Origin of the sequence: Agromyces sp. H17E-10 (genome assembly GCF_022919715.1) — a bacterium.
Lineage (GTDB): Bacteria > Actinomycetota > Actinomycetes > Actinomycetales > Microbacteriaceae > Agromyces.
The window spans coordinates 3,106,169-3,128,739 of the sequence record NZ_CP095042.1 but is presented as its reverse complement, the minus strand read 5'-3'; the positions used below and the strand labels follow the sequence as shown (position 1 = coordinate 3,128,739).

Sequence of the window (22,571 nt, the reverse complement as noted above, 5' to 3'; positions counted from 1 at the left end):
CACGATCGTGCCACACGTGACCCCCGTTCGGGGGCCGGTGCTGCACGGGTGCGCCTACGCCTCGAAGCGGTAGCCGAGCCCGCGCACCGTCACGAGCTGCACCGGCTCGGAGGGCTGCTGCTCGATCTTCGAGCGGATGCGCTTGATGTGCACGTCGAGCGTCTTCGTGTCGCCGAAGTAGTCGGATCCCCACACCCGGTCGATGAGCTGGCCGCGCGTGAGCACGCGACCCGGGTTGCGCATGAGCAGCTCGAGCAGCTCGAACTCCTTGAGCGGCATCGGCACCGCGACGCCGTCGACCTCGACGGTGTGCCGGTCGACGTCCATGCGCACCCGCCCGCCCTCGAGCACCGACTCGTCGAAGTCCTCGATCTCCGTGCGCCGACGCAGCACCGCGCGGATGCGCGCGAGGAGCTCGCGGGTCTTGTAGGGCTTCGTCACGTAGTCGTCGGCCCCCAGCTCGAGGCCCACGACGATGTCGATCTCGGAGTCCTTCGCCGTCAGCATGATGATCGGCACGGTCGACCGGTTGCGCAGCTCCCGGCAGACCTCAGTGCCGGGCAGGCCCGGAAGCATGAGGTCGAGGAGCACGAGATCTGCCCCGGCCCGGTCGAAGGCGGCGATCGCCGAGGGGCCGTCGGCCGCCACCTCGACCTCGTAGCCCTCGCGCTCGAGCAGGAAGCTCAGCGGGTCGGAGAGGGCGATCTCGTCCTCGACGAGCAGGATGCGGGTCACAGGTGTTCTCCTCGGTCGGATGCTGCGACCTTCGCAGCGGGTCGGCTGGTGCCTGCGGCATCCGCCTTCGGGGTCTTCGCGGCCTTCGGGGTCTTCGCGGCCTTCGGGGTCTTCGCGGCCTTCGCGGCCTTCGCGACCTTCGGAGTCTTCGGAGCCGGCCCCTCGGTCGGTTCCTCGCGCGCGGGGGCGGCCGTCGCAGCCGCCTCGTCGGCGAGCGGCAGGGTGATCATGAAGGTCGACCCGCGGCCCGGCTGCGACCACACGCGCACGTCGCCGCCGTGGTTCTGCACCGTGTGCTTGACGATGCTGAGCCCGAGCCCCGAGCCGCCCGTGTTGCGCGAGCGCGCCTGGTCGACCCGGTAGAAGCGTTCGAAGACGCGGTCGAGCTCGTCGGCGTCGATGCCGATGCCCTGGTCGGTGACCGCGATCTCGACGGCGCCGTCGACGATCTTCGTGCCCACCCCGACGCGCCCGCCCTCGTTCGAGTAGGCGATCGCGTTGGCCACCAGGTTGTGCACGGCCACGACCATGAGCGCACGGTCGCCGTAGGCCTTCGCACCGGTCGCGGCCTTCACCGCGACCTCGACGCGCTTGCCGCCCGCGACGACGCGGTTCTGGTCGACGGCCGCGGCGACGACCTCGTCGATGTCGACGAGCACGTCGGGCCGGAGGGCGTCTCGAGCCTGCAGGCGGGAGAGCTCGATGACCTCGCTCGTGATGTGGGCGAGCCGGGTCGCCTCGATGGACAGGCGTCCGGCGAACCGCCGCACCTGATCGGGTTCGTCGGCCGCCTGGTCGAGCGCCTCGGCGAGGAGGCTCACCGACGCGATCGGCGTCTTGAGCTCGTGACTGATGTTCGCGACGAAGTCGCGACGCACCTCGTCGAGCCGGTACGACTCGGTGCGATCCTCCGCGAGGAGCAGCACGAAGCGGGTGCCGAGCCGCGCGACCCGCACCCGGAGCCGAATCGTCGCGTCGCCCTGCGACGAGCGGGCGACCGCCAGCTCCTCGGCGACGGGCTCGCCCGAGCGTCGCACCGCGGCGACGAGCTCGAGGAGCTCGGGGTGCACGAGCGCCTGATGTCGCACGAGCCCCATCGCGAGTGCGCCGGGCGACGCGCGCAGCACGTTGTTCGAGGGGTCGAGCACGACGCCCGCGGACTCCAGCACGTCGAGCACCTGGTCGACGCCGTCGGGGATCGTCGGCGCGACGACCTTCGCAGCGCTCGAGCCGCGCCGCTCGGCCATGTGCAGCACGATCATGAAGGCTGCCCCGAGGAAGAGGCCGAAGGCGAGCGCGGTGAGCACTGCCCAGGTGGAGTCCATGGCACCAGACTAACGACGCCGCGACGGCGCGATTCGCCGCGTGCGCCGCAGGCTGGCGGTACGTTGGGGAGTGTTCACGGACCCGGCACCTGTTGTTCACCTGCGCCGGGGATGATGGCGCGGAGCCGGAATCGACCCGGCCCGTTCGTGCTGTGCGCGCGGCCGATGAGAGACAGAGGTATCCCGAACATGCGTGAGGTCTTCCAGCAGGAGCTGGCCGAGGTGCAGGAGCGACTCGTCGAGATCGCCGACCTCGTCGCCGTTTCGATCGACAAGGCGACCCGGGCGTTCAACGAGTCCGACGTCAGCCTGGCGGAAGAGGTGATCGCGGACGACGACAAGATCGACCAGGCCGCCGTCGAGCTCGACGAGCTCGCGATCACGATCCTCGCCCGCCAGCAGCCCGTCGCGCGCGACCTGCGCATCGTCGTGAGCGCGCTGCGCGTCAGCGCCTCGCTCGAGCGCATGGGCGACATGTCGACCCACATCTCGCAGCTGGCCCGCTACCGCTTCCCCGACAAGGTCGTGCCGAAGTCGCTGCGCCCGACGTTCGCCGAGATGGGCCGGCTCGACGTCGAGATCGCGCGCAAGCTCGTCGAGCTGCTGCGCACGGAGGACGTGCACCTCGCCGAGGAGATCCGCAACGAGGACGACAAGGTCGACGCACTGCACCTCTCGGTGTTCGACAAGGTGCTCGGCGAGAAGTGGAAGGGCGAGACGGTCGACACGGTCGACGCGACCCTCGCGAGCCGGTACCACGAGCGATTCGCCGACCACGCCGTCTCGATCGCGAAGAAGGTGCAGTACCTCGCGACGGGCGACTGGGACCCCGAGAAGTCCGCGCTCTGAGCGCCCTGCAGACATGACGAGGGGGATGCCGCCAGGCATCCCCCTCGTCGTCTGTCAGTTGCTCGCGGCTACTTCTTGCCCTGCGCGGCGACGGCTGCGGCACCCGCTGCGGCGGCCTCGGGGTCGAGGTACTCGGCCGGCTTCGCCGGGCGGAACTCGTCGTCGAGCTCGTAGACGAGCGGGATGCCCGTCGGGATGTTGAGCTCGGCGATGTCGTCGTCGCTGATGCCGTCGAGGTGCTTCACGAGGGCGCGCAGCGAATTGCCGTGCGCCGTCACGAGGACCGTCTTCCCGGCGGCGAGGTCGGGGACGATGCCCTCCTCCCAGTACGGCAGCATGCGGGCGATGACGTCCTTCAGGCACTCGGTGCGGGGCAGCTCGTCGTCGCTGAGCGACGCGTAGCGCGGGTCGCCGACCTGCGAGAACTCGGAGTCGTCGGCGAGCACGGGCGGCGGCACGTCGAACGAGCGGCGCCAGAGCTGGAACTGCTCGGGACCGTACTTCTCGAGCGTCTCGGCCTTGTCGAGGCCCTGCAGCGCCCCGTAGTGGCGCTCGTTCAGGCGCCACGTGCGGCGCACGTCGATCCACGCGCGGTCGGCGACGTCGAGCGCGATGTTCGCCGTCTGGATCGCGCGGGTCAGCACCGAGGTGTGCAGCACGTCGGGCAGCAGCCCCGACTCTCGCAGCAGCTCGCCGGCGCGCGCGGCCTCGGTGCGGCCGAGCTCGGAGAGTCGCACGTCGACCCAACCGGTGAACAGGTTCTTCTGGTTCCATTCGCTGTTGCCGTGGCGGAGCAGCACGAGGGTGTGAGGCATGCGAACAGCCTACCGGCGAGGCATCCGCGACCCCGATCGTGTGACGCGCGAGACTGGAGGCATGCCCGACGCCTCGCCCCACCCCAGGCGGCTGCGTCCCGGGCAGCGCGTCGGCACCGTGACCCGCGGCACGACGAACACGAACCGGCTGCGCCGTGTCGACCGCTGGATCGCCGCGCACCCCGCGCTCCTGCACGCGCCCGACCCCTTCGTCGTCGACCTCGGCTACGGCGCGAGCGGCGTCACAGCGCTCGAGCTCGCCTCGCGGCTCTCGCACGTGCGGCCCGACGTGCACGTGCTCGGCCTCGAGATCGAGCCCGAACGCGTCCGGGTCGCGCGCGAACAGCTCGAGCGGGTGCGGGCCGGCGACGCGCACTTCGCCCCCGACCTCGATGTGGACTTCGCGATCGGCGGGTTCGAGGTGCCGACGCCGGGCGGCCGGCGACCAGCGGTGATCCGCGCGTTCAACGTGCTGCGGCAGTACGACGAGGCCGAGGTGCCCGGGGCGTGGGGCCTCATGGCCTCACGGCTCGCACCCGGCGGACTCGTCGTCGAGGGCACGTGCGACGAACTCGGCCGGGTGGCCAGCTGGGTGGGACTCGGCAGCGAGGGACCACGCACGTTCACGATCAGCCTGCGCCGCTCGGGGCTCGAGGCGCCGTCGGTCGTCGCCGAGCGGCTGCCGAAGGCGCTCATCCATCGCAACGTACCGGGCGAACGGATCCACGAGCTGCTCGGTGCGCTCGACGCGGGCTGGCGCATGCACGCACCGCTCGCCGTCTACGGGCCCTCGCAGCGCTGGATCGCGATGGTCGCCACCCTCCGGCACGAGGGCTGGCCCGTGATCGGCGGTCCGCGGCGCAGTCGGCTCGGGGAGCTCACCCTGCCGTGGGCGGCGGTCGCGCCGCGGCATCCCGACCCGTGAATTCCGCGCATGATCGCGCATTACAAAACGATCGGATTCCGTAAGAAGTCGATGTTCAAACATCTTTTGCTTGACGAACGGCAAAAGTCTCCCTAGGTTCAGGACCGGGCTCGCACTCGATTCGTGATGGTTCGCGTGTCCAGCATCTGAAACCAACGGAGGTCTCATGCTGTCGAAGTTGCACCACGTCCTTCCCCGGCTGCTCGCCGGAGCGGTCGCCGCGATCCTCGCGCTCGGCGCGATCACGGCGACCGCCGCACCCGCACAGGCGCACGACGGCGCCCATGTGCTGATCTTCACCAAGACGACGCAGTTCCGGCACACGGACGCGATCGACAAGGGCACCCCGCTCATCACGGCCGCCCTCGAGGCCGAGGGCATGGAGGTGACGCACACCGAGGACTCCACGATCTTCAACGACACCGATCTCGCCGGCTTCGATGCGCTGATCATGTTCCAGGCCTCCGGCGACCCGTGGAACGCCGACCAGCGGGCCGCGCTCGAGCGGTACCAGGAGGCCGGCGGCGGCATCGTCGCGATCCACAACGCGACCGACATGCGCGGCAACTACGCCTGGTGGGACGAGCTCGTCGGCTCACTCATGCCGGGGCACGCCGCGACCGGCATCGACCCCGGCCAGCCCGGCACGGTGCGGATCGAAGACCACGCGCACCCGTCGACGAAGCACTTCGACGGCACCCGCTGGGAGCGCGCCGACGAGTGGTACAACTTCTCGAACAACGTGCGCGGCACGGCCCACGTGCTCGCCTCGATGGACGAGTCGACCTACGACGCCGGCGGTAACAAGATGGGCTACGACCACCCGATCTCGTGGTGCAAGCCGTACGACGGCGGCCGGGCCTGGGCGACGGCGATGGGCCACTTCGGCTCGCACTACCTCGAGCCCGACTTCATGGCGCACATCGTCGGCGGCGTGAAGTACGCGGCCGGCATCGAGCCCGGCGACTGCGGCGGCACCGTGTGGGGCAACTTCGAGAAGGTCGCCCTCGACCAGAACACGTCGGCGCCGTTCGCCATGGACATCGCCGACGACGGACGCGTCTTCTACACCGAGCTCGTGCGCGGGCAGGTGCGCGTGTGGGACCCGACGACGAACAACGTCACGACCGCGCTGCAGCTCGACGTCTACTCGGGCGGCGAGGACGGCCTGCTCGGCATCGCACTCGACCCCGACTTCACCGACAACGGGCGGCTCTACGTCTACCGCTCGCCGAACGCGGCCGACAACGCCGACCCGGCCAACTTCTTCAGCCGCGTGTCGCGCTTCACGATGGAGAACGGCGTGATCGACCCCGCGACCGAGGAGCTCGTCATCGAGGTGCCCGCGCGGCGCCTGCCCGACGAGCCCGGCCACACCGGCGGCGGCCTCGACTTCGACGCCGACGGCAACCTCTACCTGAGCGTCGGCGACGACGTGAACCCGCACTCGGAGCCGAGCGGCGGGTACGCCCCGCTCTCGACCCGCGACGGCACGTTCCACGACGCGCGCGCGACCTCGGCGAACACCAACGACCTGCGCGGCAAGCTGCTGCGCATCACGCCGAACGCCGACGGGCCCGGGTACACGATCCCCGAGGGCAACCTCTTCCCCGAGGCCGACGACCCGGGCGACAAGACCCGCCCCGAGATCTACGCGATGGGCTTCCGCAACCCGTTCCGCTTCTCGGTCGACCAGGAGACCGGCTGGATCAGCCTCGCCGACTACTCCCCCGACAACGGCACGGACGCCCCCACGACGCGCGGCCCCGCCGGCATCGCCGAGTGGAACCTCATCAAGACGCCCGGCAACTACGGCTGGCCGCTCTGCATGGGCGACAACGAGCCGTTCCGCGACGTCGACTACACGACCAGCCCGGTCACGGTCGGCGACTTCTTCGACTGCGACGCGCCGGTCAACGACTCGCCGCGCAACACGGGCCTCACCGAGCTGCCCGCAGCCCGCGCGGCCGACATGTGGTACGGCTACAAGCGCTCGTCGGTGCCCGAGATGATCCCCCAGGGCGGTGGCCTCGCACCCATGGGCGGGCCCGTGTACGACTACGACCCCGACCTCGTCTCCGACACGAAGTTCCCGGCCTCGTACGACGGCAAGCCGTTCTTCTACGAGTGGGCGCGCAACAAGATGTACTCGATCCAGCTGAAGGATCCGGCATCCGGATCGGGCTCGCAGGTCGAGAAGGTGAACGCGTTCCTGCCCCAGGAGCAGTTCCTCGCGCCGATCGACTCCAAGTTCGGCCCCGACGGATCGCTCTACGTGCTCGACTGGGGCGGCGGCTTCGGCCGTGACAACCCGAACTCGGGCCTGCACCGCATCGACTACATCCAGGGCTCGCGCTCGCCGATCGCGAAGATCTCGGTCGACCGCGACTCGGGGCAGGCACCGCTCGCGGTCGCGTTCGACGGCTCTGCCTCGACCGACCCCGAGAACGCCGCGCTCGCCTACGCGTGGGACTTCGACGGCGACGGCACCACCGACGCGACGACGGCTGCGGCGACGCACTCGTACGCCGAGACCGGCGTCTTCGACGCCCGCCTCACGGTGACCGACCCCGACGGCAAGACGGGCACCACCACCGTGCCCATCACGGTCGGCAACACCCGTCCCGACGTCGGCATCTCGCTGCCGCCGAACGGCGCCTTCTTCGACTTCGGCGACGACCTGTCGTGGGCGGCCCAGGTGACCGACCCCGAGGACGGCGCGGTCGACGGCTCCGAGCTCATCATCCAGCCCGCGCTCGGTCACGACGACCATGCGCACCCGCTGACGCCGCTCTCCGGGCTCACCGGGACGACGGAGACCAGCCTCGGCGGACACGCGCCCGACGAGGACATCTTCTTCGCGATCGACGCTCGCTACACCGACCACGGCGGCGAGGGCGGCGAGAACCCGCTCACGGGCTCGGCGACGACGCTCGTGTTCCCGAAGCTCAAGCAGGCCGAGTTCTTCGACAGCGCGGCACCCGGGGTCACCGTGGCCCCCAGCCGCGACACCGAGGGCGGCGAGGCCGACAAGGTCGTCGTCGCGGGCGACGGCGACTGGGCGCACTACGACCCCGTGAGCCTCCACCGCATCGACAAGCTCGCGCTCCGCGTGTCGGCGAACGCCGAGGGCGGTTCGATCGAACTGCGCAGCGGGGCCGCCGACGGCGCACTGCTCGCGACCGCCGAGGTGCCCGCGACCGGCTCGACGCGGTTCGCCGATGTCGTCGTCGACGTGAGCACGGTGCCGAACGACTCGTTCGACCTCTACCTCGTGTTCCGCGGCGGCGAGACGAAGCTCAACTTCATCGAGGCGTTCGGCCGCGGCTCGTCCCCGACCGCCGCGCCCGACGTCGCGATCACCTCGCCCGCCGCGGGCGGCGAGCTCGAGCCCGGGCAGGACGTGACGATCTCTGCGGACGCATCCGACCCGTACAACCCCGACGGGACGGTGACCGCGGTCGAGTTCTTCGTCGACGGCGAGTCGATCGGCACCGACGACTCGGCGCCGTACTCGGCGACGCTCGCGACGCCCGAGGAGGGGCTGTACGACCTCACCGCGGTTGCGACGAACGAGGCGGGCAAGTCGCGCACCTCGCGCGTCGTGGTCGCCCAGGTCGGCGAGCTGTTCGGCGACCTCGTGCCGTTCACCAACGCCGACGGCGTCTTCGAGCGACTCGGCGACGGGCGCTTCCGGATCACGGGCGCCGGCGACGACACGTGGCAGGGCATCGACGAGTACTCGACCCTCTACGCACCCGCCGGCGGCGACGACGGCTGGGAGGCCGTCGTCAAGGTCGACGCCCAGCAGAACACGAACGGGTCGGCCAAGGCCGGCGTGATCGTGCGCAACGACGTGACGCAGCCGGGAACCTCACCCGGGTACGCGATGGTCGGCATCCGTCCGTCGGGCGGCGTCGAGTTCCTCGCGGACCCCGACGGCAACGGCCAGCTGAACACGTCGGTCGCCGGCGGCACCACGAGCTATCCGGTGTGGGTGAAGCTCAAGCGCGACGGTGCGTCGTACACGGCGTACTTCTCGAAGAACGGCACGACCTGGACCCAGGTCGGCGGCGCGGTGACCCTCACGGGCGCGGCGGCGACGCAGGACGTCGGCATGTTCATGGTGTCGCACGCGAGCAGCGCCGGCACCGTCGACTTCGCCGACTTCGCGATCGACACCGATCCGCAGGGCCCCGAGCCCGAGCGGCCGCTCGTGCCGCTCATGTGCCCGGGTGCCCCGCTGTCGGACGAGTTCGAAGCTCCCGTGGTCGGTGCGGCATGGGCGCTGCGTTCCGGCACCGTGCCCGTCACGCAGTCGGCCGGCGCACTCAACCTGCCGGTCACGGCGGGCGACATCAACGAGGCGTCGACCGGTCCCGTGAGCTTCGCGGGCAAGGACCTGCCGACCGGCGCGTGGGAGGCGACGACGAAGCTCACCCTCGCGCACACCTCGCACTGGCAGTGGGCGGGTCTCGTGGTGCACCAGAGCGACGACGAGTACAACAAGCTCGCCTTCGTGAGGAACCAGAACGGCAACCGCTTCATCGAGTTCCAGTCCGAGACGGGCGGCTCGCGGACGACGGCTGCGGCGCCCACGCTGCCGGCCGACTTCCCGAGCACGATCCACCTCAAGCTGACGAGCGACGGCACGACCCTGACGGGCGCGTACTCCGCCGACGGCACCAGCTGGACCCCGCTCGCGGGCAGCCTGCAGCTCAAGCAGGACGCCCGGATCGGCCTGATGGCGGCCGGCGACCTCGGCAGCACGCCGGTCGTCGCGAAGGCCGACTGGTTCCGCTTCGCACCGGAGCCCGTGCCGGGCGCCGCGGTCACGCCGAACGACGAGTTCGACGGCACGTCGCTCGACGGCTGCCGCTGGTCGGAGACCGTTCGCTACGACTCGAACCACCTGCGGGTCGCCGACGGCCACCTGAAGATCGAGACGCAGCCGGGCGACATCAACGGCACGAACCCGATCACCCCTCGCAACTTCGTCCTCACGAAGGCGCCCGAGGGCGACTGGGTGGCGACGACGAAGTTCACGGCGCCGCTGAAGCACCGCTGGCAGCTGGCCGGGCTCATGATGTGGGCCGACGACGACAACTACGTGAAGGCCGACGTCGTCGCCTACAACAACCCGGGCACCGCGCTCGACCTGCGGGCCGAGCTCGCCGGCGAGGTCGACGCGCAGGGAATCGGCAACCGCAACCTGAACATCGCCGACTCCAGCGAGAGCGGGTACTGGTACATCCGGGTGACGAAGACGGGTGACGTGTACACGGCGGAGGTGAGCGACGGCGGCGTCAACTGGACGTCGATCGGCGCCGGCATCACGTTCGCGAAGCCGCTGCGCGGACTCGGCCTCATGGCCATCGGTCCGCAGCAGGAGGAGCCGGTCGTCGTGGGCTTCGACTCGTTCACGCTCGAGACCGAGCAGGCGGACGAGACGGCACCGACCACGACGCTCACCTGGAGCCCGGCCGAGCCCGACGGCGAGGACGGCTGGTACACGGCCGCTCCGAGCTTCGCGCTCGAGGCGACCGATGCCGACGGCACGGGCGTCGCATCGACCGAGTACGCGATCGGCGACGGCGCGTGGACGGCCTACACCGAGCCGGTCGCAGTGACCGGCGAGGGCGAGGCGACGGTGGCCTTCCGGTCGACCGACGCCGCGGGCAACGTCGAGGAGGCCGGAACGTCGACCGTCAAGGTCGACACCGTGGCACCCGTCACGACGGCGACGGTCGAAGCGGGCGACGGCGACGCGGTCGTCACCCTGGCCGCGACCGACGACACCTCCGGTGCGGCCGGCACCGAGTTCAGGGTCGACGGCGGTGCGTGGGCCGCGTACGCGGATCCGATCGTCGTGAGCGGGGCGGGCGACCACACGGTCGACTACCGCTCGGTCGACGTCGCGGGCAACCTCGAGGACGACCAGACGGCGCGGCTCACGATCGACGAGCCGATCCCGGTCGAGCTCAAGGTCACGGCGACCGCCGTCACCCAGTGCCTCGCCGGCACGGCCCAGGTCGCCGTGTACGCGGCGAACACGGGCAACTCCCCGGCCGACCTCGTGATCTCGACGCCGTGGGGCGACCACGAGATCGCCGATGTCGCCGCCGGCTCGGCCGTCTACCACCTGTTCGACACGGGCACCGCGAAGCTCAAGAAGGGCACGCTCACGGTGAGCCTGCGCCACCAGGACGGTGAGCACGAGGCCGAGGCGCGCGCCGCCTACGCCAAGGCGAACTGCAAGTAGGCGGACCACGACGGCCCCGGCGCTGCGGCGCCGGGGCCGTCGTCATGCGATCGGGCGGGATGCCTCAGCGGATGCCGAGCCGCGGCAGGCGGGGCACCTCGACGGCGGCGCCGGCGTCGGCCGGCACGATCTCGACCTGCGCGGCGGCGACCTCGGTGCCGTGGCTCTCGACGATGAGCGGCAGCCCGGCCGGCACGGCGCGCTTCACGACGGCGAGCGCGATCGGGCCGAGCTCGTGGTGCATCGCGCTCGACGTGATGCGGCCGACGACCTTGCGCTCGGGCGACTCGCCGGCGGCCGGCTCGGGGCGAACCTTCTCGCCGACGACCTCGTCGCCCGGCGCGGGGAGCACGGTGTCGCTGCCGTCGAGGTGCAGCAGCACGAGCCGGCGCGGCGGTCGCCCGAGGTTCAGCACCTTGGCGACCGTCTCCTGGCCCTTGTAGCAGCCCTTGCCCAGGTCGACGGCGCTGCGCAGCCAGTCGAGCTCGTGCGGGATGGTCTTCTCGTCGACCTCGGTCGCGAGCCGCGGGCGCCACGCGGCGATGCGCAGGGCCTCGGCGGCGAGCGCACCGGCCACCGCGACGCGGCCGGCCCGCACCGCGGCGGCGGCCCCGGCGAGCTCGGCCCTCGGCACGATGCGTTCGATCCAGCGCCAGTCGGCACCGGGGTGCCCGGCGGATGCCGCGTACTGGTGACCGCCCGGGCGGGGTGCGGCCCACGGGTCGACCCAGTCGAGCGCGACACCGTCGGGTGCGAAGGCGGATGCCGCGGCATCCAGCGCCTCGACCGACATGGCGGCGATCACGGCGAGTTCGGAGCTGCGATCGGCCACCTCGACGCGGAGCATGAAGCGCATGCGGTCGAGCCACGCGGCCAGTGTCGCCGCCTCACCGCCCTCGACGATGAGGAACACCGTCTCGCCGTCGTCGATCGCGTGCACCGCATGCTCGACGTGGCCGGCGGCGTCGAGGAGGAGCGCCTCGATGCCCTCGCCCGGGCGCAAGCCGGTGAACGACTGGCTCGCCATCGAGTGCAGCCAGCTGAGCCGGTCGGGCCCCGTGACCGACACGACGCCGCGGTCGGAGAGGTCGACGACCGCCTCGCCCCGCTCGAGCCGGCGCTGCTCGATCATCGGCTCGCCGTAGTGCTCGGCGACGCCGGGCCCATCGGCACCGTGTCCGGCGACGCCGGGCCCATCGGCACCGGCGACCCCGGGCGCGGCCTCGAGGGCGACCGCTCCGGGCAGCGCGAGGAAGGGCGAGCCCGTCATCAGTCGACCTTGGCGAGACGCGCCGACGCGTGGGTGCGCAGGTCTTGACCGAGGGCGGCGATGTCCCACGCCCAGAGCAGGTGGCCCTCGACGAGTCCGTAGAGCCGAGTCGCGGCCGCGTAGTCCTTCGCACCGGCCGACCGCATGACGGCATCGGTCGCGAGGTCGATACGCGGCCCCTTCACCTGGCCGAGGTAGAGCTCGGACACGCCGCCGGGGTGCACGATCGAGACCTCGAGGTCGAATCCGCCGTCGGCGTTGCGCAGTCGTTCGACCGCCTCCGCGTCGCCGTAGCGCGGCTCGCCGATGGCGGGCAGCATGGCCGGGCCCGGGTCGCCGTCGCCCTGCTCGCGGGCAAGGCGCCAGTACCCGGTCTCCGTCGCGAGGGGCGTCGGGTCGCCGCCCTCCTCATCGGGGAACAGCCACGTGTACGACGTGTAGTTGAGGTGCGGCAGGCCGTCGTGGCTGAAGCTCACGCGCTGGCCGAACTCGCGGGTGACCGACTCGTCGCCGACCTTGTAGTCGATGACGCCGGACCCCTCCCACACGCCGAGGAGCCACGAGAGCGGCACGAGCTCGGCCGGGAGGTCGACGGGCAGCTCGATCATCGCGACGCTCCTCGTCAGCGCTTAGCGCTGGCCCTTGAAGAGCTTGTAGACGACGACCCCGCTGATCCACGCGATCGCGAGGCTCGCGAGACCGAGCAGGCCGATGAAGAGGAGTTCGAGGGCGAGCAGCTCAGACATGCCTCGAGTCTAGCCCGCGGCGACGGGCGCGACGATCGCGGCGGCGATGCCGACCACGACGACCGCTCCCGCGATCGACGCCGCCACCCGCCGCACGAATCCGGCCGGCCGACGGGTCGCGAGCTGCACGACGAGCGTGCCGAGCACGGCGACGGCGAGCACCACGCCGAGGGCGCCGTAGACGCCGAGCCACGAGTCGTCGTCGAACCAGACCTCGAGCCCGCCGAACGCGAGCCCCGCGACGATCGCGCACCCGGCGACCGCGAGCGCCCAGATCAGCACGATGCCCGGCCAGCCGGTACGCGTCTCGGTCTCGTCGGTCATGCGGCTCCGTTCGCTTCGCGGGACGGCGCCCGCCGTCCCGTAGTATTGACCGCACCTTACTACTGGAGGGTGTGGCGTGGCGCAGCTGCTCATCCTGACGCCGGCAGCCGACGACGACGTTCTCCCGGCGCTTTCGCTCCTGAGCCATCGGGTGCGGGTCATCCCGGCCTCGCCCGAGCGGCTCGTCAACGCGCCCGACGCCGAGCTCGTGCTGCTCGATGCCCGCACCAACCTCGCCGGTGCGAAGGCGCTCGCCCAGATCCTCAAGACCACCGGGCTCTCGGCCCCGCTCGTGCTCGTCGTCACCGAGGGCGGTCTCGCCGCCGTCACGACCGACTGGGGCGTCGACGACGTCGTGCTCGAGGGGGCCGGCCCCGCCGAGATCGACGCGCGCATCCGCCTGGCGATCGGCCGGGCGCAGCAGAGCCAACCGGCCGAGCGGATCCAGACCTCCGGCGTCGTCATCGACGAGGCGAGCTACTCGGCGAAGGTGCACGGCCGCCCGCTCGACCTCACCTACAAGGAGTTCGAGCTGCTGCGCTTCCTCGCCGCGCACCCGTCGCGGGTGTTCACGCGCGAGCAGCTGCTGAGCGAGGTGTGGGGGTACGACTACTTCGGCGGCACGCGCACGGTCGACGTGCACGTACGCCGACTCCGCGCGAAGCTCGGCGACCTCGAGAGCCTCATCGGCACGGTGCGCAACGTCGGCTACCGCTTCAACGTGCATGAAGAGGACGACGAGGGCGCACCCGTCACCACCCGTTGACCCGGCGCTCACCGGCCGGAAACGCCTGCGTGCCATGATGAGTGGATGAGCCCCGACAGCATCCTCGAGGACGACCGCATGTCGGATCGCACGGCGAGCGACTTCGACGACGACTTCGAACCGCTCGACATCGAGGGCGCGCCCGAGCTGCCTGCCGAGCGCTACCTCGACCGCGAGCTCAGCTGGCTCGCGTTCAACCAGCGCGTGCTCGAGCTCGCCGAGGACGAGTCGGTGCCCGTGCTCGAGCGGGCGAACTTCCTCGCGATCTTCGCCTCGAACCTCGACGAGTTCTTCATGGTGCGGGTCGCGGGTCTCAAGCGCCGCATCATGACGGGCCTCGCCGTGCCGACGAACGTCGGGCGGGCGCCGGTCGACGTGCTGAGCGACATCTCGCGCATGGCGCACGAATTGCAGGAGCGCCACGCCGCCGCCTACCAGGACCTCGTCAAGCCGGCCCTCGCCGGTGCCGGCATCCACATCGCCCTGTGGGCCGAGCTCGGCGACGACGAACGCGCCCACCTGCGCGAGTACTTCTCGTCGCAGATCTTCCCCGTGCTGATGCCCCTCGCCGTCGACCCGGCGCACCCGTTCCCCTACATCTCGGGGCTCTCGCTCAACCTCTCGGTCCGCGTGCGCAACAGCCGTACCGGCCGCCAGGAGTTCGCCCGCGTCAAGGTGCCGCAGATGCTGCCGCGCTTCGTGCGGGTCGACCCCGACGAGTCGGTCGAGGACGCGCGCTACATCACCCTCGAGGACCTCATCGCCAACCATCTCGGCGACCTGTTCCCGGGCATGGAGATCGTCGAGCACCACGTGTTCCGGGTCACCCGCAACGAGGACGTCGAGATCGAGGAGGACGAGACCGAGAACCTCATCAAGGCGCTCGAGAAGGAGCTGCTTCGCCGCCGCTTCGGCCCGCCCATCCGGCTCGAGGTGACCGACGACATGGACGACGTGACGCTCGGCCTCCTCGTGCGCGAGCTCGACGTCACCGAGCAGGAGGTGTACCGGCTGCCCGCCCCGCTCGACCTCGGCGGCCTGTTCGACCTCGCCCGGCTCGACCGCCCCGAGCTGCACTACCCGACGCACGTGCCGACGACGGCCGTGCAGCTGCAGCCGACCGAGTCGAACCTGCGCGCCGACGTCTTCAAGGCGGTCTCCCGCCAGGACGTGCTGCTGCACCACCCGTACGAGTCGTTCGCGACGAGCGTGCAGGCGTTCCTCGAGCAGGCCGCCGCCGACCCCGACGTGCTCGCGATCAAGCAGACGCTGTACCGCACGTCGGGCGACAGCCCCATCGTCGAGGCGCTCATCGACGCCGCGGAGTCGGGCAAGCAGGTGCTCGCCCTCGTCGAGATCAAGGCGCGGTTCGACGAGCAGGCCAACATCACGTGGGCCCGCAAGCTCGAGAAGGCGGGCGTGCACGTCGTGTACGGGCTCGTCGGCCTCAAGACCCACTGCAAGCTCGCGCTCGTCATCCGCCAGGAGAAGGGCGTGCTGCGGCACTACAGCCACATCGGCACCGGCAACTACAACCCGAAGACGAGCCGCATCTACGAGGACCTGGGCCTCCTCACCGCCGACGACCAGGTCGGCAAGGACCTGACGCGGCTCTTCAACGAGCTGTCGGGCTATGCGATCGAGAAGAAGTTCAAGCGCCTCCTCGTCGCGCCGCTGCACCTGCGCAAGGGCCTCCTGAAGCTCATCGCGACCGAGATCCGCAATGCGGAGCAGGGCCGGCCCAGCGGCATCCGCATCAAGGTGAACTCGATGGTCGACGAAGCGATCATCGACGCGCTCTACCGCGCCTCGAACGCGGGCGTGCCCGTCGAGGTGTGGGTGCGCGGCATCTGCAGCCTCCGACCCGGCATCCCGGGGCTCAGCGAGAACATCCGGGTTCGCTCCATCCTGGGGCGCTACCTCGAGCACTCCCGCATCTTCTCGTTCGCGAACGACGGCGACCCGCAGGTGTACATCGGCTCGGCCGACATGATGCACCGCAACCTCGACCGCCGGGTCGAGGCGCTCGTGCGACTCACCGACCCGGCCCACCTCGCCGAGATCGAGCACATCTTCGACCAGGCCATGGACGAGTCGACGAGCTCGTGGCACCTCGATGGCGACGGCACCTGGACACGCCGATCGGTCGATGAGGAGGGCCGGCCGCTCACCGACCTGCAGAATGGGCTCATGCTCGAGATCGCCCAGCGCACCCGCTCGGGCCAGCGCAGCCGATCGGGGTCGCGCCGGTGACGACGGCCGTCTACGCCGCCGGCGCCGTGTGCTGGCGATACATCGACGGCAAGCTGCACGTGCTCGTCATCCACCGCACGGTGTACGGCGACGTCACGATCCCGAAGGGCAAGGTCGACCCCGGTGAGTCGCTGCCGCAGACGGCCGTGCGCGAGATCGCGGAGGAGACCGGCCTCGCCGTCGACCTCGGCGTGCCCCTCGGCGTCTCGCGCTACCCCCTGCCGTCGGGTCGCGAGAAGATCGTGCACTACTGGGCCGCCGAGGTGAGCGAGAAGGCCGTGCAGCGCTCGACCTTCAAGCCCAACGCCGAGGTCGCCGCACTCGAGTGGGTGACGCCGAAGCGCGCCCGCGGCTACCTGACCTACGAGCCCGACGTCGAGATCCTCGACAACTTCACGGCCCTCGTCGAGCAGGGCGTGACCGAGACCTTCAGCCTCGCGGTCGTGCGGCACGGCAAGGCGGTCAGCCGCAGCGGATACGACGGCCCCGATGCCTCGAGGCCGCTGACCGCCCGCGGCGTCGACCAGGCCGCGGGCCTCGTCGACACCCTCACCGCGTGGGGACCGAAGCGCATCGTCTCGAGCCCTGCCGTGCGGTGCGTCACGACGGTCACGCCGCTCGCGGCCGCGACGGGCATCGAGATCAAGCGCGACGCCGGCATCAGCCAGGACGCCTGGGAGGCCGGCGACGGCGAGGTGCGCCGGGTCGTCGGCAAGCGCGTGCGCGCGGGCAGGTCGGCGGTCATCTGCAGCCACGGTCCCGTGCTGCCCGAGATCATGCGCGAGCTCGCGCTCGCGACGGGCACCCCGCTCGGCACCTACGCGACCGACGCGGCCGAGCTCGAACCGGGCGCGTTCAGCGTCGTGCACCTGTCGGCGACGAACCAGGGCTCCGGCATCATCTCGATCGAGACGCACGCGCCCCGCGCCTGAAGTCCCGCGGAATCACGCGCCAGCATCCGTTCACCTCCCGTTCACCGACGTGGCGGAAGCTCGTAAGGCGCGCTGATTAGCGTCGCAGGCGGGTCGGCACCGACCCACACCCTGCAATCGAACCCCGGAAGGGACTTCACGTGAACCTCAAGCGTTTCGGCGTGCCCGCCGTCGTCGCCGTCACCGCGGCGCTCGCGCTCAGCTCCTGCGCAGCCAACGAAGGCGGTGGCAGCGCCACCCCCGAAGAGACCGGCTCGAGCCTCTCCGGCACGATCGACGCGGCCGGCGCCTCGTCGCAGGGCTCGGCCCAGGAGGCGTGGGTCGCCGCGTTCCAGACGGCCAACCCCGACGTCACCATCAACTACGACCCCTCGGGCTCGGGTGCGGGCCGCGAGGCCTTCATCGCCGGCGGGGTCGACTTCGCGGGCAGCGACTCCTTCCTGAAGGACGAGGAGCTCGCGGGCGAGTTCGCCGCGTGCGCCCCCGACACGAAGGCCATCGACCTTCCCGTCTACATCTCGCCCATCGCGGTCGTCTTCAACGTCGACGGCGTCGACGAGCTCAACCTCGACTCGGCGACGCTCGCGAAGATCTTCAAGGGCGACATCACCAAGTGGAACGACCCGGCGATCGCCGCGCTCAACGAGGGTGCGAAGCTCCCCGACGCGAACATCACCGCCGTGCACCGCTCCGACGACTCGGGCACCACGAAGAACTTCGCCGACTACCTCAACCAGACCGCCGGCGACGTGTGGGCCGAGGAGCCGAGCGACACCTTCCCGTACCAGACCGGTGAGGGCGCCCAGGGCACCTCGGGCGTCGTCGACGCCGTCACCAACGGCGTGAACACGATCGGCTACGCCGACGCGTCGAAGGCCGGCGACCTCGGCGTCGCGAAGATCAAGGTCGGCGACGAGTTCGTGGGCTACACCCCCGAGGCGGCCGCCGCGGTCGTCGCGGAGTCGCCGCTCGTCGAGGGCCGCGAGGCCAACGACCTCGCCATCGCCCTCGACCGCACGACGACCGACCCGAGCCACTACCCGCTCGTGCTCGTGAGCTACGCGATCGTCTGCCAGGAGTACGCCGACGCCGCCCAGGGCGAGCTCGTGAAGTCCTACGTGGGCTACATGGCGAGCGAGGAGGGCCAGTCGGTGGCCGCCGAGCAGGCCGGCTCGGCCCCGCTGTCGACCGAGCTCAGCGACCAGGTCTCGGCCGCGCTCGAGTCCGTCAAGTAATCCGTCGCCTGCCCGGCCCGATCGTCCCGAACGCGGGATCCGATCGGGTCGGGCAGGCCCGGTGCCGGGTCCGCCCCGCGCACACCCCATTCGCACGAACCAGGAAGACCCGCCCCCATGACGGCCCCCGAGGCATCCACCATCACCGCCAAGCAGCGCCCCGGCGACCGCGTCTTCTCGACCGCCACGCTCGTGGCCGGCGTGCTCATCCTGGTCACCCTCGCAGCGGTCGCGATCTTCCTCGTCGCCCAGTCGCTGCCCGCGTTCACCGCGGTCTCCGACGAGTTCAAGGGCACCGCCGAGAACTTCTGGCAGTACGTCGGCCCCCTCGTGTTCGGCACGATCTGGGCCGCCGCGCTCGCCCTCATCATGGCCGTGCCGCTCTCGATCGGCATCGCGCTGTTCATCTCGCACTACGCCCCCCGCAAGCTCGCGCAGGGCCTCGGCTACATCATCGACCTGCTGGCCGCCGTGCCGTCGGTCGTCTTCGGCCTCTGGGGCATCACGGTGCTCGCCCCGGCGGTGCAGCCCTTCTACACGACGCTCACCGAGTGGTTCGGCTGGTTCCCGCTGTTCGCCCCGCCCGTCTCGGGCACGGGCCGCACGATCCTCACCGTCGCGATCGTGCTGGCGGTCATGATCCTGCCGATCGTCACCGCCCTCTGCCGCGAGATCTTCCTGCAGACGCCCGTGCTCCACGAGGAGGCCGCGCTCGCGCTCGGCGCGACCCGCTGGGAGATGATCAAGCTCGCGGTGCTGCCCTTCGGCCGCCCGGGCATCATCTCCGCGTCGATGCTCGGCCTCGGCCGCGCGCTCGGCGAGACGATGGTCGTGGCCATGGTGCTCTCGCCGTCGGCGATCATCAGCTTCGCGGTGCTGCAGTCGCAGAACCCGACGACGATCGCCGCGAACATCGCCCTCAACTTCCCCGAGGCGCACGACATCGGGGTCAACATCCTCATCGCGACGGGCCTCATGCTCTTCACGATCACGCTCGCCGTCAACATGATCGCCCGGTACATCGTCGATCGCCGCAAGGAATTCTCGGGAGCCAACTGATGAGCATCACCGCCACTCCCCCGCAGGCGCCGGTCGCGCAGAGCGGCATCTCCAACTCGCTCACCGCGGGCAAGCTGCCGCGGTACGCCTCGCTGTACGTGCTCGCCGGAGCACTCGCCGTCACGAGCGCGATCTTCGGGCTCGTCGCCGTCACGAGCGGCGCGATGTTCGACATCGTGGGCGCGGTGTTCTGGGGCGTCCTGCTCTACACGGCGTCGATCTGGCTGATCTCCCGTCTCGTCGAGGGCGCGCGCAAGGCGACCGACCGGTTCGTCACCGCGCTCGTCGCCATGGCGTTCACGATCGCACTGCTGCCGCTCATCTCGGTCGCCTTCACGACCATCGTCAACGGCCTGCCGCGCTTCGACCTCGACTTCTTCTCGCAGTCGATGCGCAACGTCGTCGGCGAGGGCGGCGGCGCCCTGCACGCGATCATGGGCACCCTGCTCATCACGGGCATGGCCGCGCTCATCTCGGTGCCCGTCGGCCTGCTCACGGCCATCTACCTCGTCGAGTACGGCCGGGGCAAGCTCAAGCACGCGATCACGTTCTTCGTCGACGTCATGACGGGCATCCCCTCGATCGTCGCGGGCCTGTTCGCCTTCGCCCTGTTCGCGCTCATCACCGACGACCCCGGTGTTCGCATGGGCTTCGGCGGTGCAGTCGCCCTGTCGGTGCTCATGATCCCCGTGGTCGTGCGCTCGAGCGAGGAGATGCTGAAGCTCGTGCCGAACGACCTGCGCGAGGCCTCCTACGCCCTCGGCGTGCCGAAGTGGCTCACGATCCTGAAGGTCGTGCTGCCCACCTCGATCGCCGGCATCATCACGGGCATCATGATCGCGGTCGCCCGCGTCATCGGCGAGACGGCCCCGCTGCTCATCATCGCGGGCTTCACGACGAGCATGAACTACAACCTGTTCGCCGACCGCATGATGACGCTGCCCGTGTTCGTCTACACGCAGTACATGAACCAGGGCAACCCGCCCGAGGCGTACGTCGAGCGGGCCTGGGCCGGTGCGCTCACGCTCATCCTCATCGTCGCCCTGCTGAACGTCATCGCCCGCATCATCGCGAAGGCGTTCTCGCCCAAGACCGGCCGGCGCTGAGCGCCCGGACCCGCAACGACCCCGCACAGAGAGAAGCAGCACCCGTGTCCAAGCGCATCGAGGTCGAGGACCTCAACGTCTACTACGGCAACTTCCGCGCCGTCGAGGGCATCACGCTCGAGATCGAGCCCCGCACGGTGACGGCGTTCATCGGCCCGTCGGGCTGCGGCAAGTCGACGTTCCTCCGCACCCTGAACCGCATGCACGAGGTGATCCCCGGCGCGCGCGTCGAGGGCAAGGTGCTCGTCGACGGCAACGACCTCTACGGCCCCGGCGTCGACCCGGTGCTCGTGCGGCGACAGGTCGGCATGGTCTTCCAGCGCCCGAACCCGTTCCCGACGATGTCGATCAAGGAGAACGTGCTCGCCGGCGTGCGGCTCAACAACACCCGCATCGCGAGGTCCGACGCCGACGATCTCGTCGAGCGGTCGCTGCGCGGCGCGAACCTCTGGAACGAGGTGAAGGACCGCCTCGACAAGCCCGGCTCGGGGCTCTCGGGCGGCCAGCAGCAGCGTCTCTGCATCGCCCGCGCGATCGCGGTCTCGCCCGAGGTGATCCTCATGGACGAGCCGTGCTCGGCGCTCGACCCGATCTCGACGCTCGCGATCGAGGACCTCATCGAGGAGCTCAAGCAGCAGTACACGATCGTGATCGTGACCCACAACATGCAGCAGGCGTCGCGGGTGAGCGACAAGACCGCGTTCTTCAACATCGCGGGCACGGGCCAGCCGGGCAAGCTCATCGAGTACTCCGACACCACGACGATCTTCTCGAACCCCCAGGTGCAGGCCACCGAGGACTACGTGTCGGGCCGGTTCGGCTGAGCTCCTCTCCGGCGGTCACACGGCCGTCAGCGCCGGCCGCTGCGCGAGCAGCTGCGTGACGACGTGCTCGGCGTCCCTGCCCATGCCCATGAGCGTGGGCGACGCGACCGAGTAGAGGAACGGCAGCCCGACGAACGCGAGTCCCGGCACCGCGTCGACGAGCCCGCGCCGGTGCTGCACGACGCCGTCGGGCGCGAACGCCGCGGGGATGTCGATCCACGCGTGGTCCGGCACCGAGCCCGTGCACCAGACGACGGTGGCCGCATCCAACACCTCACCGTCATCGAGCACGGGCTTGCCGCCGCGTTCGCCGACGACCCGACCGACCTGTCGTGCGCCGGCCCGCACGAGGTCGGCCACGTGGTTGCGCACGAGGTTCACGCCGTGGCCGCGGTGCTCCTCGAGCCAGCGGCGACCGCGTTCGGTGTCGATGGTGGTGTTGCGCAACCGGCGGATGAAGATCTCCGACATGAGATTGCCGATCGGGTTGTCGATGTGCGCTGGGACCTGCCCCGGGTGACGGCCGGCCAGCACCGTGTCGTGCCCGGATGCCGCGGCCTCGAGCGCGACGTCGGTGCCCGAGTTGGCCGCGCCGACGACGAGCACGGGGCCCGGGGCGAGGTCCTCCGGGCCGCGGTAGTCGAGCGAGTGCAGCTGCCGGATGCGGGGGTCGAGCCGTCCGGCCATCTCGGGGGTGACCGGGCGGCGGTGCGCGCCCGCGGTCACGACGACCCGTTCGGCGAACGTCTCGTCGCCGGTCGACAGGTCGAGCCGGAAGCGCCCGTCGGGCTCTCGCGAGAGGCGCTCGACGCGGGTGCCGGTGCGGACGGGCATCGCGAAGGCGGCGGCGTACCGCTCGAGGTAGTCGGCGAGCTGGGTCGCCGTCGGATACGCGAATCGCCCGATGTCGATGCGGAGCCCCGGCAGGCTCGTCCAGCGCCGTGGGGTGAACAGCCGCAGCGAGCGGTACCGCTCCCGCCACGAGTCGCCTACGCGGTCGTGCTCGTCGAAGACCTCGTAGGCGCTCGTGCGCCCCGAGGCGAAGTGCGCGCAGTACAGACCGGCGGCGCCCGCTCCGATGATCGCCAGGTCCAGGGTCGAGATCGACATGATGGCCTCCCTTTTCGCACACGGTAGGCCGGCGG

The 22,571-nt window shown here is 70.7% G+C and carries 17 protein-coding genes; 10 read left to right on the top strand and 7 right to left on the bottom strand.

Annotated elements, in window-relative coordinates:
* Window positions 1-54: 54 nt before the first annotated feature.
* Both MUN74_RS14145 and MUN74_RS14140 read right to left on the bottom strand, forming a co-directional pair.
* Window positions 55-735 carry a response regulator transcription factor gene (locus tag MUN74_RS14145; protein ID WP_244853050.1) on the bottom strand — a complete coding sequence of 227 codons (681 nt, stop codon included), beginning with the start codon at window positions 733-735 and terminating at the stop codon, window positions 55-57.
* Window positions 732-2,060 (bottom strand): sensor histidine kinase, encoded by a 1,329-nt coding sequence (locus tag MUN74_RS14140; protein WP_244853048.1) that lies wholly within the window; start codon window positions 2,058-2,060, stop codon window positions 732-734. Before MUN74_RS14140 ends, MUN74_RS14145 begins: the two co-directional genes overlap by 4 nt.
* A 189-nt stretch (window positions 2,061-2,249) precedes the next feature.
* Between MUN74_RS14140 and phoU the strand changes: the two genes are divergently transcribed.
* Window positions 2,250-2,909 (top strand): phosphate signaling complex protein PhoU, encoded by a 660-nt coding sequence (gene phoU, locus MUN74_RS14135; RefSeq protein WP_244853047.1) that lies wholly within the window; start codon window positions 2,250-2,252, stop codon window positions 2,907-2,909.
* A 68-nt stretch (window positions 2,910-2,977) separates the two neighbouring features.
* On the opposite strand, the gene MUN74_RS14130 is transcribed toward phoU, so the two are convergent.
* The gene (locus MUN74_RS14130) at window positions 2,978-3,724 is read right to left on the bottom strand and encodes a phosphoglyceromutase (RefSeq protein WP_244853045.1); all 747 of its coding nucleotides are present in this window, start codon (window positions 3,722-3,724) and stop codon (window positions 2,978-2,980) included.
* Window positions 3,725-3,785: 61 nt separating this feature from the next.
* Between MUN74_RS14130 and MUN74_RS14125 the strand changes: the two genes are divergently transcribed.
* A complete protein-coding gene (locus MUN74_RS14125) occupies window positions 3,786-4,649 on the top strand; it encodes a class I SAM-dependent methyltransferase (RefSeq protein WP_244853043.1) in 864 nt (287 codons plus the stop codon).
* A gap of 166 nt (window positions 4,650-4,815) precedes the next feature.
* The gene (locus tag MUN74_RS14120; protein WP_244853041.1) at window positions 4,816-10,911 is read left to right on the top strand and encodes a ThuA domain-containing protein; all 6,096 of its coding nucleotides are present in this window, start codon (window positions 4,816-4,818) and stop codon (window positions 10,909-10,911) included.
* Window positions 10,912-10,975: 64 nt separating this feature from the next.
* Here MUN74_RS14120 and ygfZ read toward each other — a convergent pair whose 3' ends face one another.
* The 3 genes from ygfZ to MUN74_RS14105 form a co-directional block, all read right to left on the bottom strand.
* Window positions 10,976-12,181 (bottom strand): CAF17-like 4Fe-4S cluster assembly/insertion protein YgfZ, encoded by a 1,206-nt coding sequence (gene ygfZ / locus MUN74_RS14115; protein WP_244853040.1) that lies wholly within the window; start codon window positions 12,179-12,181, stop codon window positions 10,976-10,978.
* Complete coding sequence (locus MUN74_RS14110; RefSeq protein ID WP_244853038.1) at window positions 12,181-12,789, bottom strand: nitrobindin family protein; 609 nt, start codon at window positions 12,787-12,789, stop codon at window positions 12,181-12,183. Before MUN74_RS14110 ends, ygfZ begins: the two co-directional genes overlap by 1 nt.
* A gap of 147 nt (window positions 12,790-12,936) precedes the next feature.
* Complete coding sequence (locus MUN74_RS14105) at window positions 12,937-13,251, bottom strand: hypothetical protein (RefSeq protein ID WP_244853036.1); 315 nt, start codon at window positions 13,249-13,251, stop codon at window positions 12,937-12,939.
* A 76-nt stretch (window positions 13,252-13,327) separates the two neighbouring features.
* Between MUN74_RS14105 and MUN74_RS14100 the strand changes: the two genes are divergently transcribed.
* The 7 genes from MUN74_RS14100 (at window position 13,328) to pstB (ending at window position 21,426) form a co-directional block, all read left to right on the top strand.
* Window positions 13,328-14,017, top strand: coding sequence for a response regulator transcription factor (locus tag MUN74_RS14100; protein WP_244853035.1), 690 nt, complete (start codon window positions 13,328-13,330; stop codon window positions 14,015-14,017).
* Between the two features lie 45 nt (window positions 14,018-14,062).
* Complete coding sequence (locus tag MUN74_RS14095; RefSeq protein WP_244853034.1) at window positions 14,063-16,270, top strand: RNA degradosome polyphosphate kinase; 2,208 nt, start codon at window positions 14,063-14,065, stop codon at window positions 16,268-16,270.
* Window positions 16,267-17,202: an NUDIX hydrolase gene (locus MUN74_RS14090; RefSeq protein ID WP_244853032.1), complete on the top strand. Its 936-nt coding sequence runs from the start codon at window positions 16,267-16,269 to the stop codon at window positions 17,200-17,202. The genes MUN74_RS14095 and MUN74_RS14090 overlap by 4 nt, the downstream gene beginning before the upstream one ends.
* A 140-nt stretch (window positions 17,203-17,342) precedes the next feature.
* Complete coding sequence (gene pstS / locus MUN74_RS14085) at window positions 17,343-18,437, top strand: phosphate ABC transporter substrate-binding protein PstS (protein ID WP_244853030.1); 1,095 nt, start codon at window positions 17,343-17,345, stop codon at window positions 18,435-18,437.
* Window positions 18,438-18,554: 117 nt separating this feature from the next.
* Window positions 18,555-19,496 carry a phosphate ABC transporter permease subunit PstC gene (gene pstC / locus MUN74_RS14080; RefSeq protein ID WP_244853028.1) on the top strand — a complete coding sequence of 314 codons (942 nt, stop codon included), beginning with the start codon at window positions 18,555-18,557 and terminating at the stop codon, window positions 19,494-19,496.
* Window positions 19,496-20,602 (top strand): phosphate ABC transporter permease PstA, encoded by a 1,107-nt coding sequence (gene pstA, locus MUN74_RS14075; RefSeq protein WP_244853027.1) that lies wholly within the window; start codon window positions 19,496-19,498, stop codon window positions 20,600-20,602. The genes pstC and pstA overlap by 1 nt, the downstream gene beginning before the upstream one ends.
* Window positions 20,603-20,646: 44 nt before the next feature.
* The gene (gene pstB, locus MUN74_RS14070; RefSeq protein WP_244853026.1) at window positions 20,647-21,426 is read left to right on the top strand and encodes a phosphate ABC transporter ATP-binding protein PstB; all 780 of its coding nucleotides are present in this window, start codon (window positions 20,647-20,649) and stop codon (window positions 21,424-21,426) included.
* A 15-nt stretch (window positions 21,427-21,441) separates the two neighbouring features.
* Here pstB and MUN74_RS14065 read toward each other — a convergent pair whose 3' ends face one another.
* Window positions 21,442-22,536 (bottom strand): flavin-containing monooxygenase, encoded by a 1,095-nt coding sequence (locus MUN74_RS14065; RefSeq protein WP_244853024.1) that lies wholly within the window; start codon window positions 22,534-22,536, stop codon window positions 21,442-21,444.
* Window positions 22,537-22,571: the final 35 nt, after the last annotated feature.

What these genes read in the sequence shown, in the direction of transcription:
- MUN74_RS14140 (WP_244853048.1), bottom strand. Translation starts at nt 2,060, where the DNA reads ATGGACTCCACCTGGGCAGTGCTCACCGCGCTCGCCTTCGGCCTCTTC.
- phoU (WP_244853047.1), top strand. Translation starts at nt 2,250, where the DNA reads ATGCGTGAGGTCTTCCAGCAGGAGCTGGCCGAGGTGCAGGAGCGACTC.
- MUN74_RS14130 (WP_244853045.1), bottom strand. Translation starts at nt 3,724, where the DNA reads ATGCCTCACACCCTCGTGCTGCTCCGCCACGGCAACAGCGAATGGAAC.
- MUN74_RS14125 (WP_244853043.1), top strand. Translation starts at nt 3,786, where the DNA reads ATGCCCGACGCCTCGCCCCACCCCAGGCGGCTGCGTCCCGGGCAGCGC.
- MUN74_RS14120 (WP_244853041.1), top strand. Translation starts at nt 4,816, where the DNA reads ATGCTGTCGAAGTTGCACCACGTCCTTCCCCGGCTGCTCGCCGGAGCG.
- ygfZ (WP_244853040.1), bottom strand. Translation starts at nt 12,181, where the DNA reads ATGACGGGCTCGCCCTTCCTCGCGCTGCCCGGAGCGGTCGCCCTCGAG.
- MUN74_RS14110 (WP_244853038.1), bottom strand. Translation starts at nt 12,789, where the DNA reads ATGATCGAGCTGCCCGTCGACCTCCCGGCCGAGCTCGTGCCGCTCTCG.
- MUN74_RS14105 (WP_244853036.1), bottom strand. Translation starts at nt 13,251, where the DNA reads ATGACCGACGAGACCGAGACGCGTACCGGCTGGCCGGGCATCGTGCTG.
- MUN74_RS14095 (WP_244853034.1), top strand. Translation starts at nt 14,063, where the DNA reads ATGAGCCCCGACAGCATCCTCGAGGACGACCGCATGTCGGATCGCACG.
- pstC (WP_244853028.1), top strand. Translation starts at nt 18,555, where the DNA reads ATGACGGCCCCCGAGGCATCCACCATCACCGCCAAGCAGCGCCCCGGC.
- pstA (WP_244853027.1), top strand. Translation starts at nt 19,496, where the DNA reads ATGAGCATCACCGCCACTCCCCCGCAGGCGCCGGTCGCGCAGAGCGGC.
- MUN74_RS14065 (WP_244853024.1), bottom strand. Translation starts at nt 22,536, where the DNA reads ATGTCGATCTCGACCCTGGACCTGGCGATCATCGGAGCGGGCGCCGCC.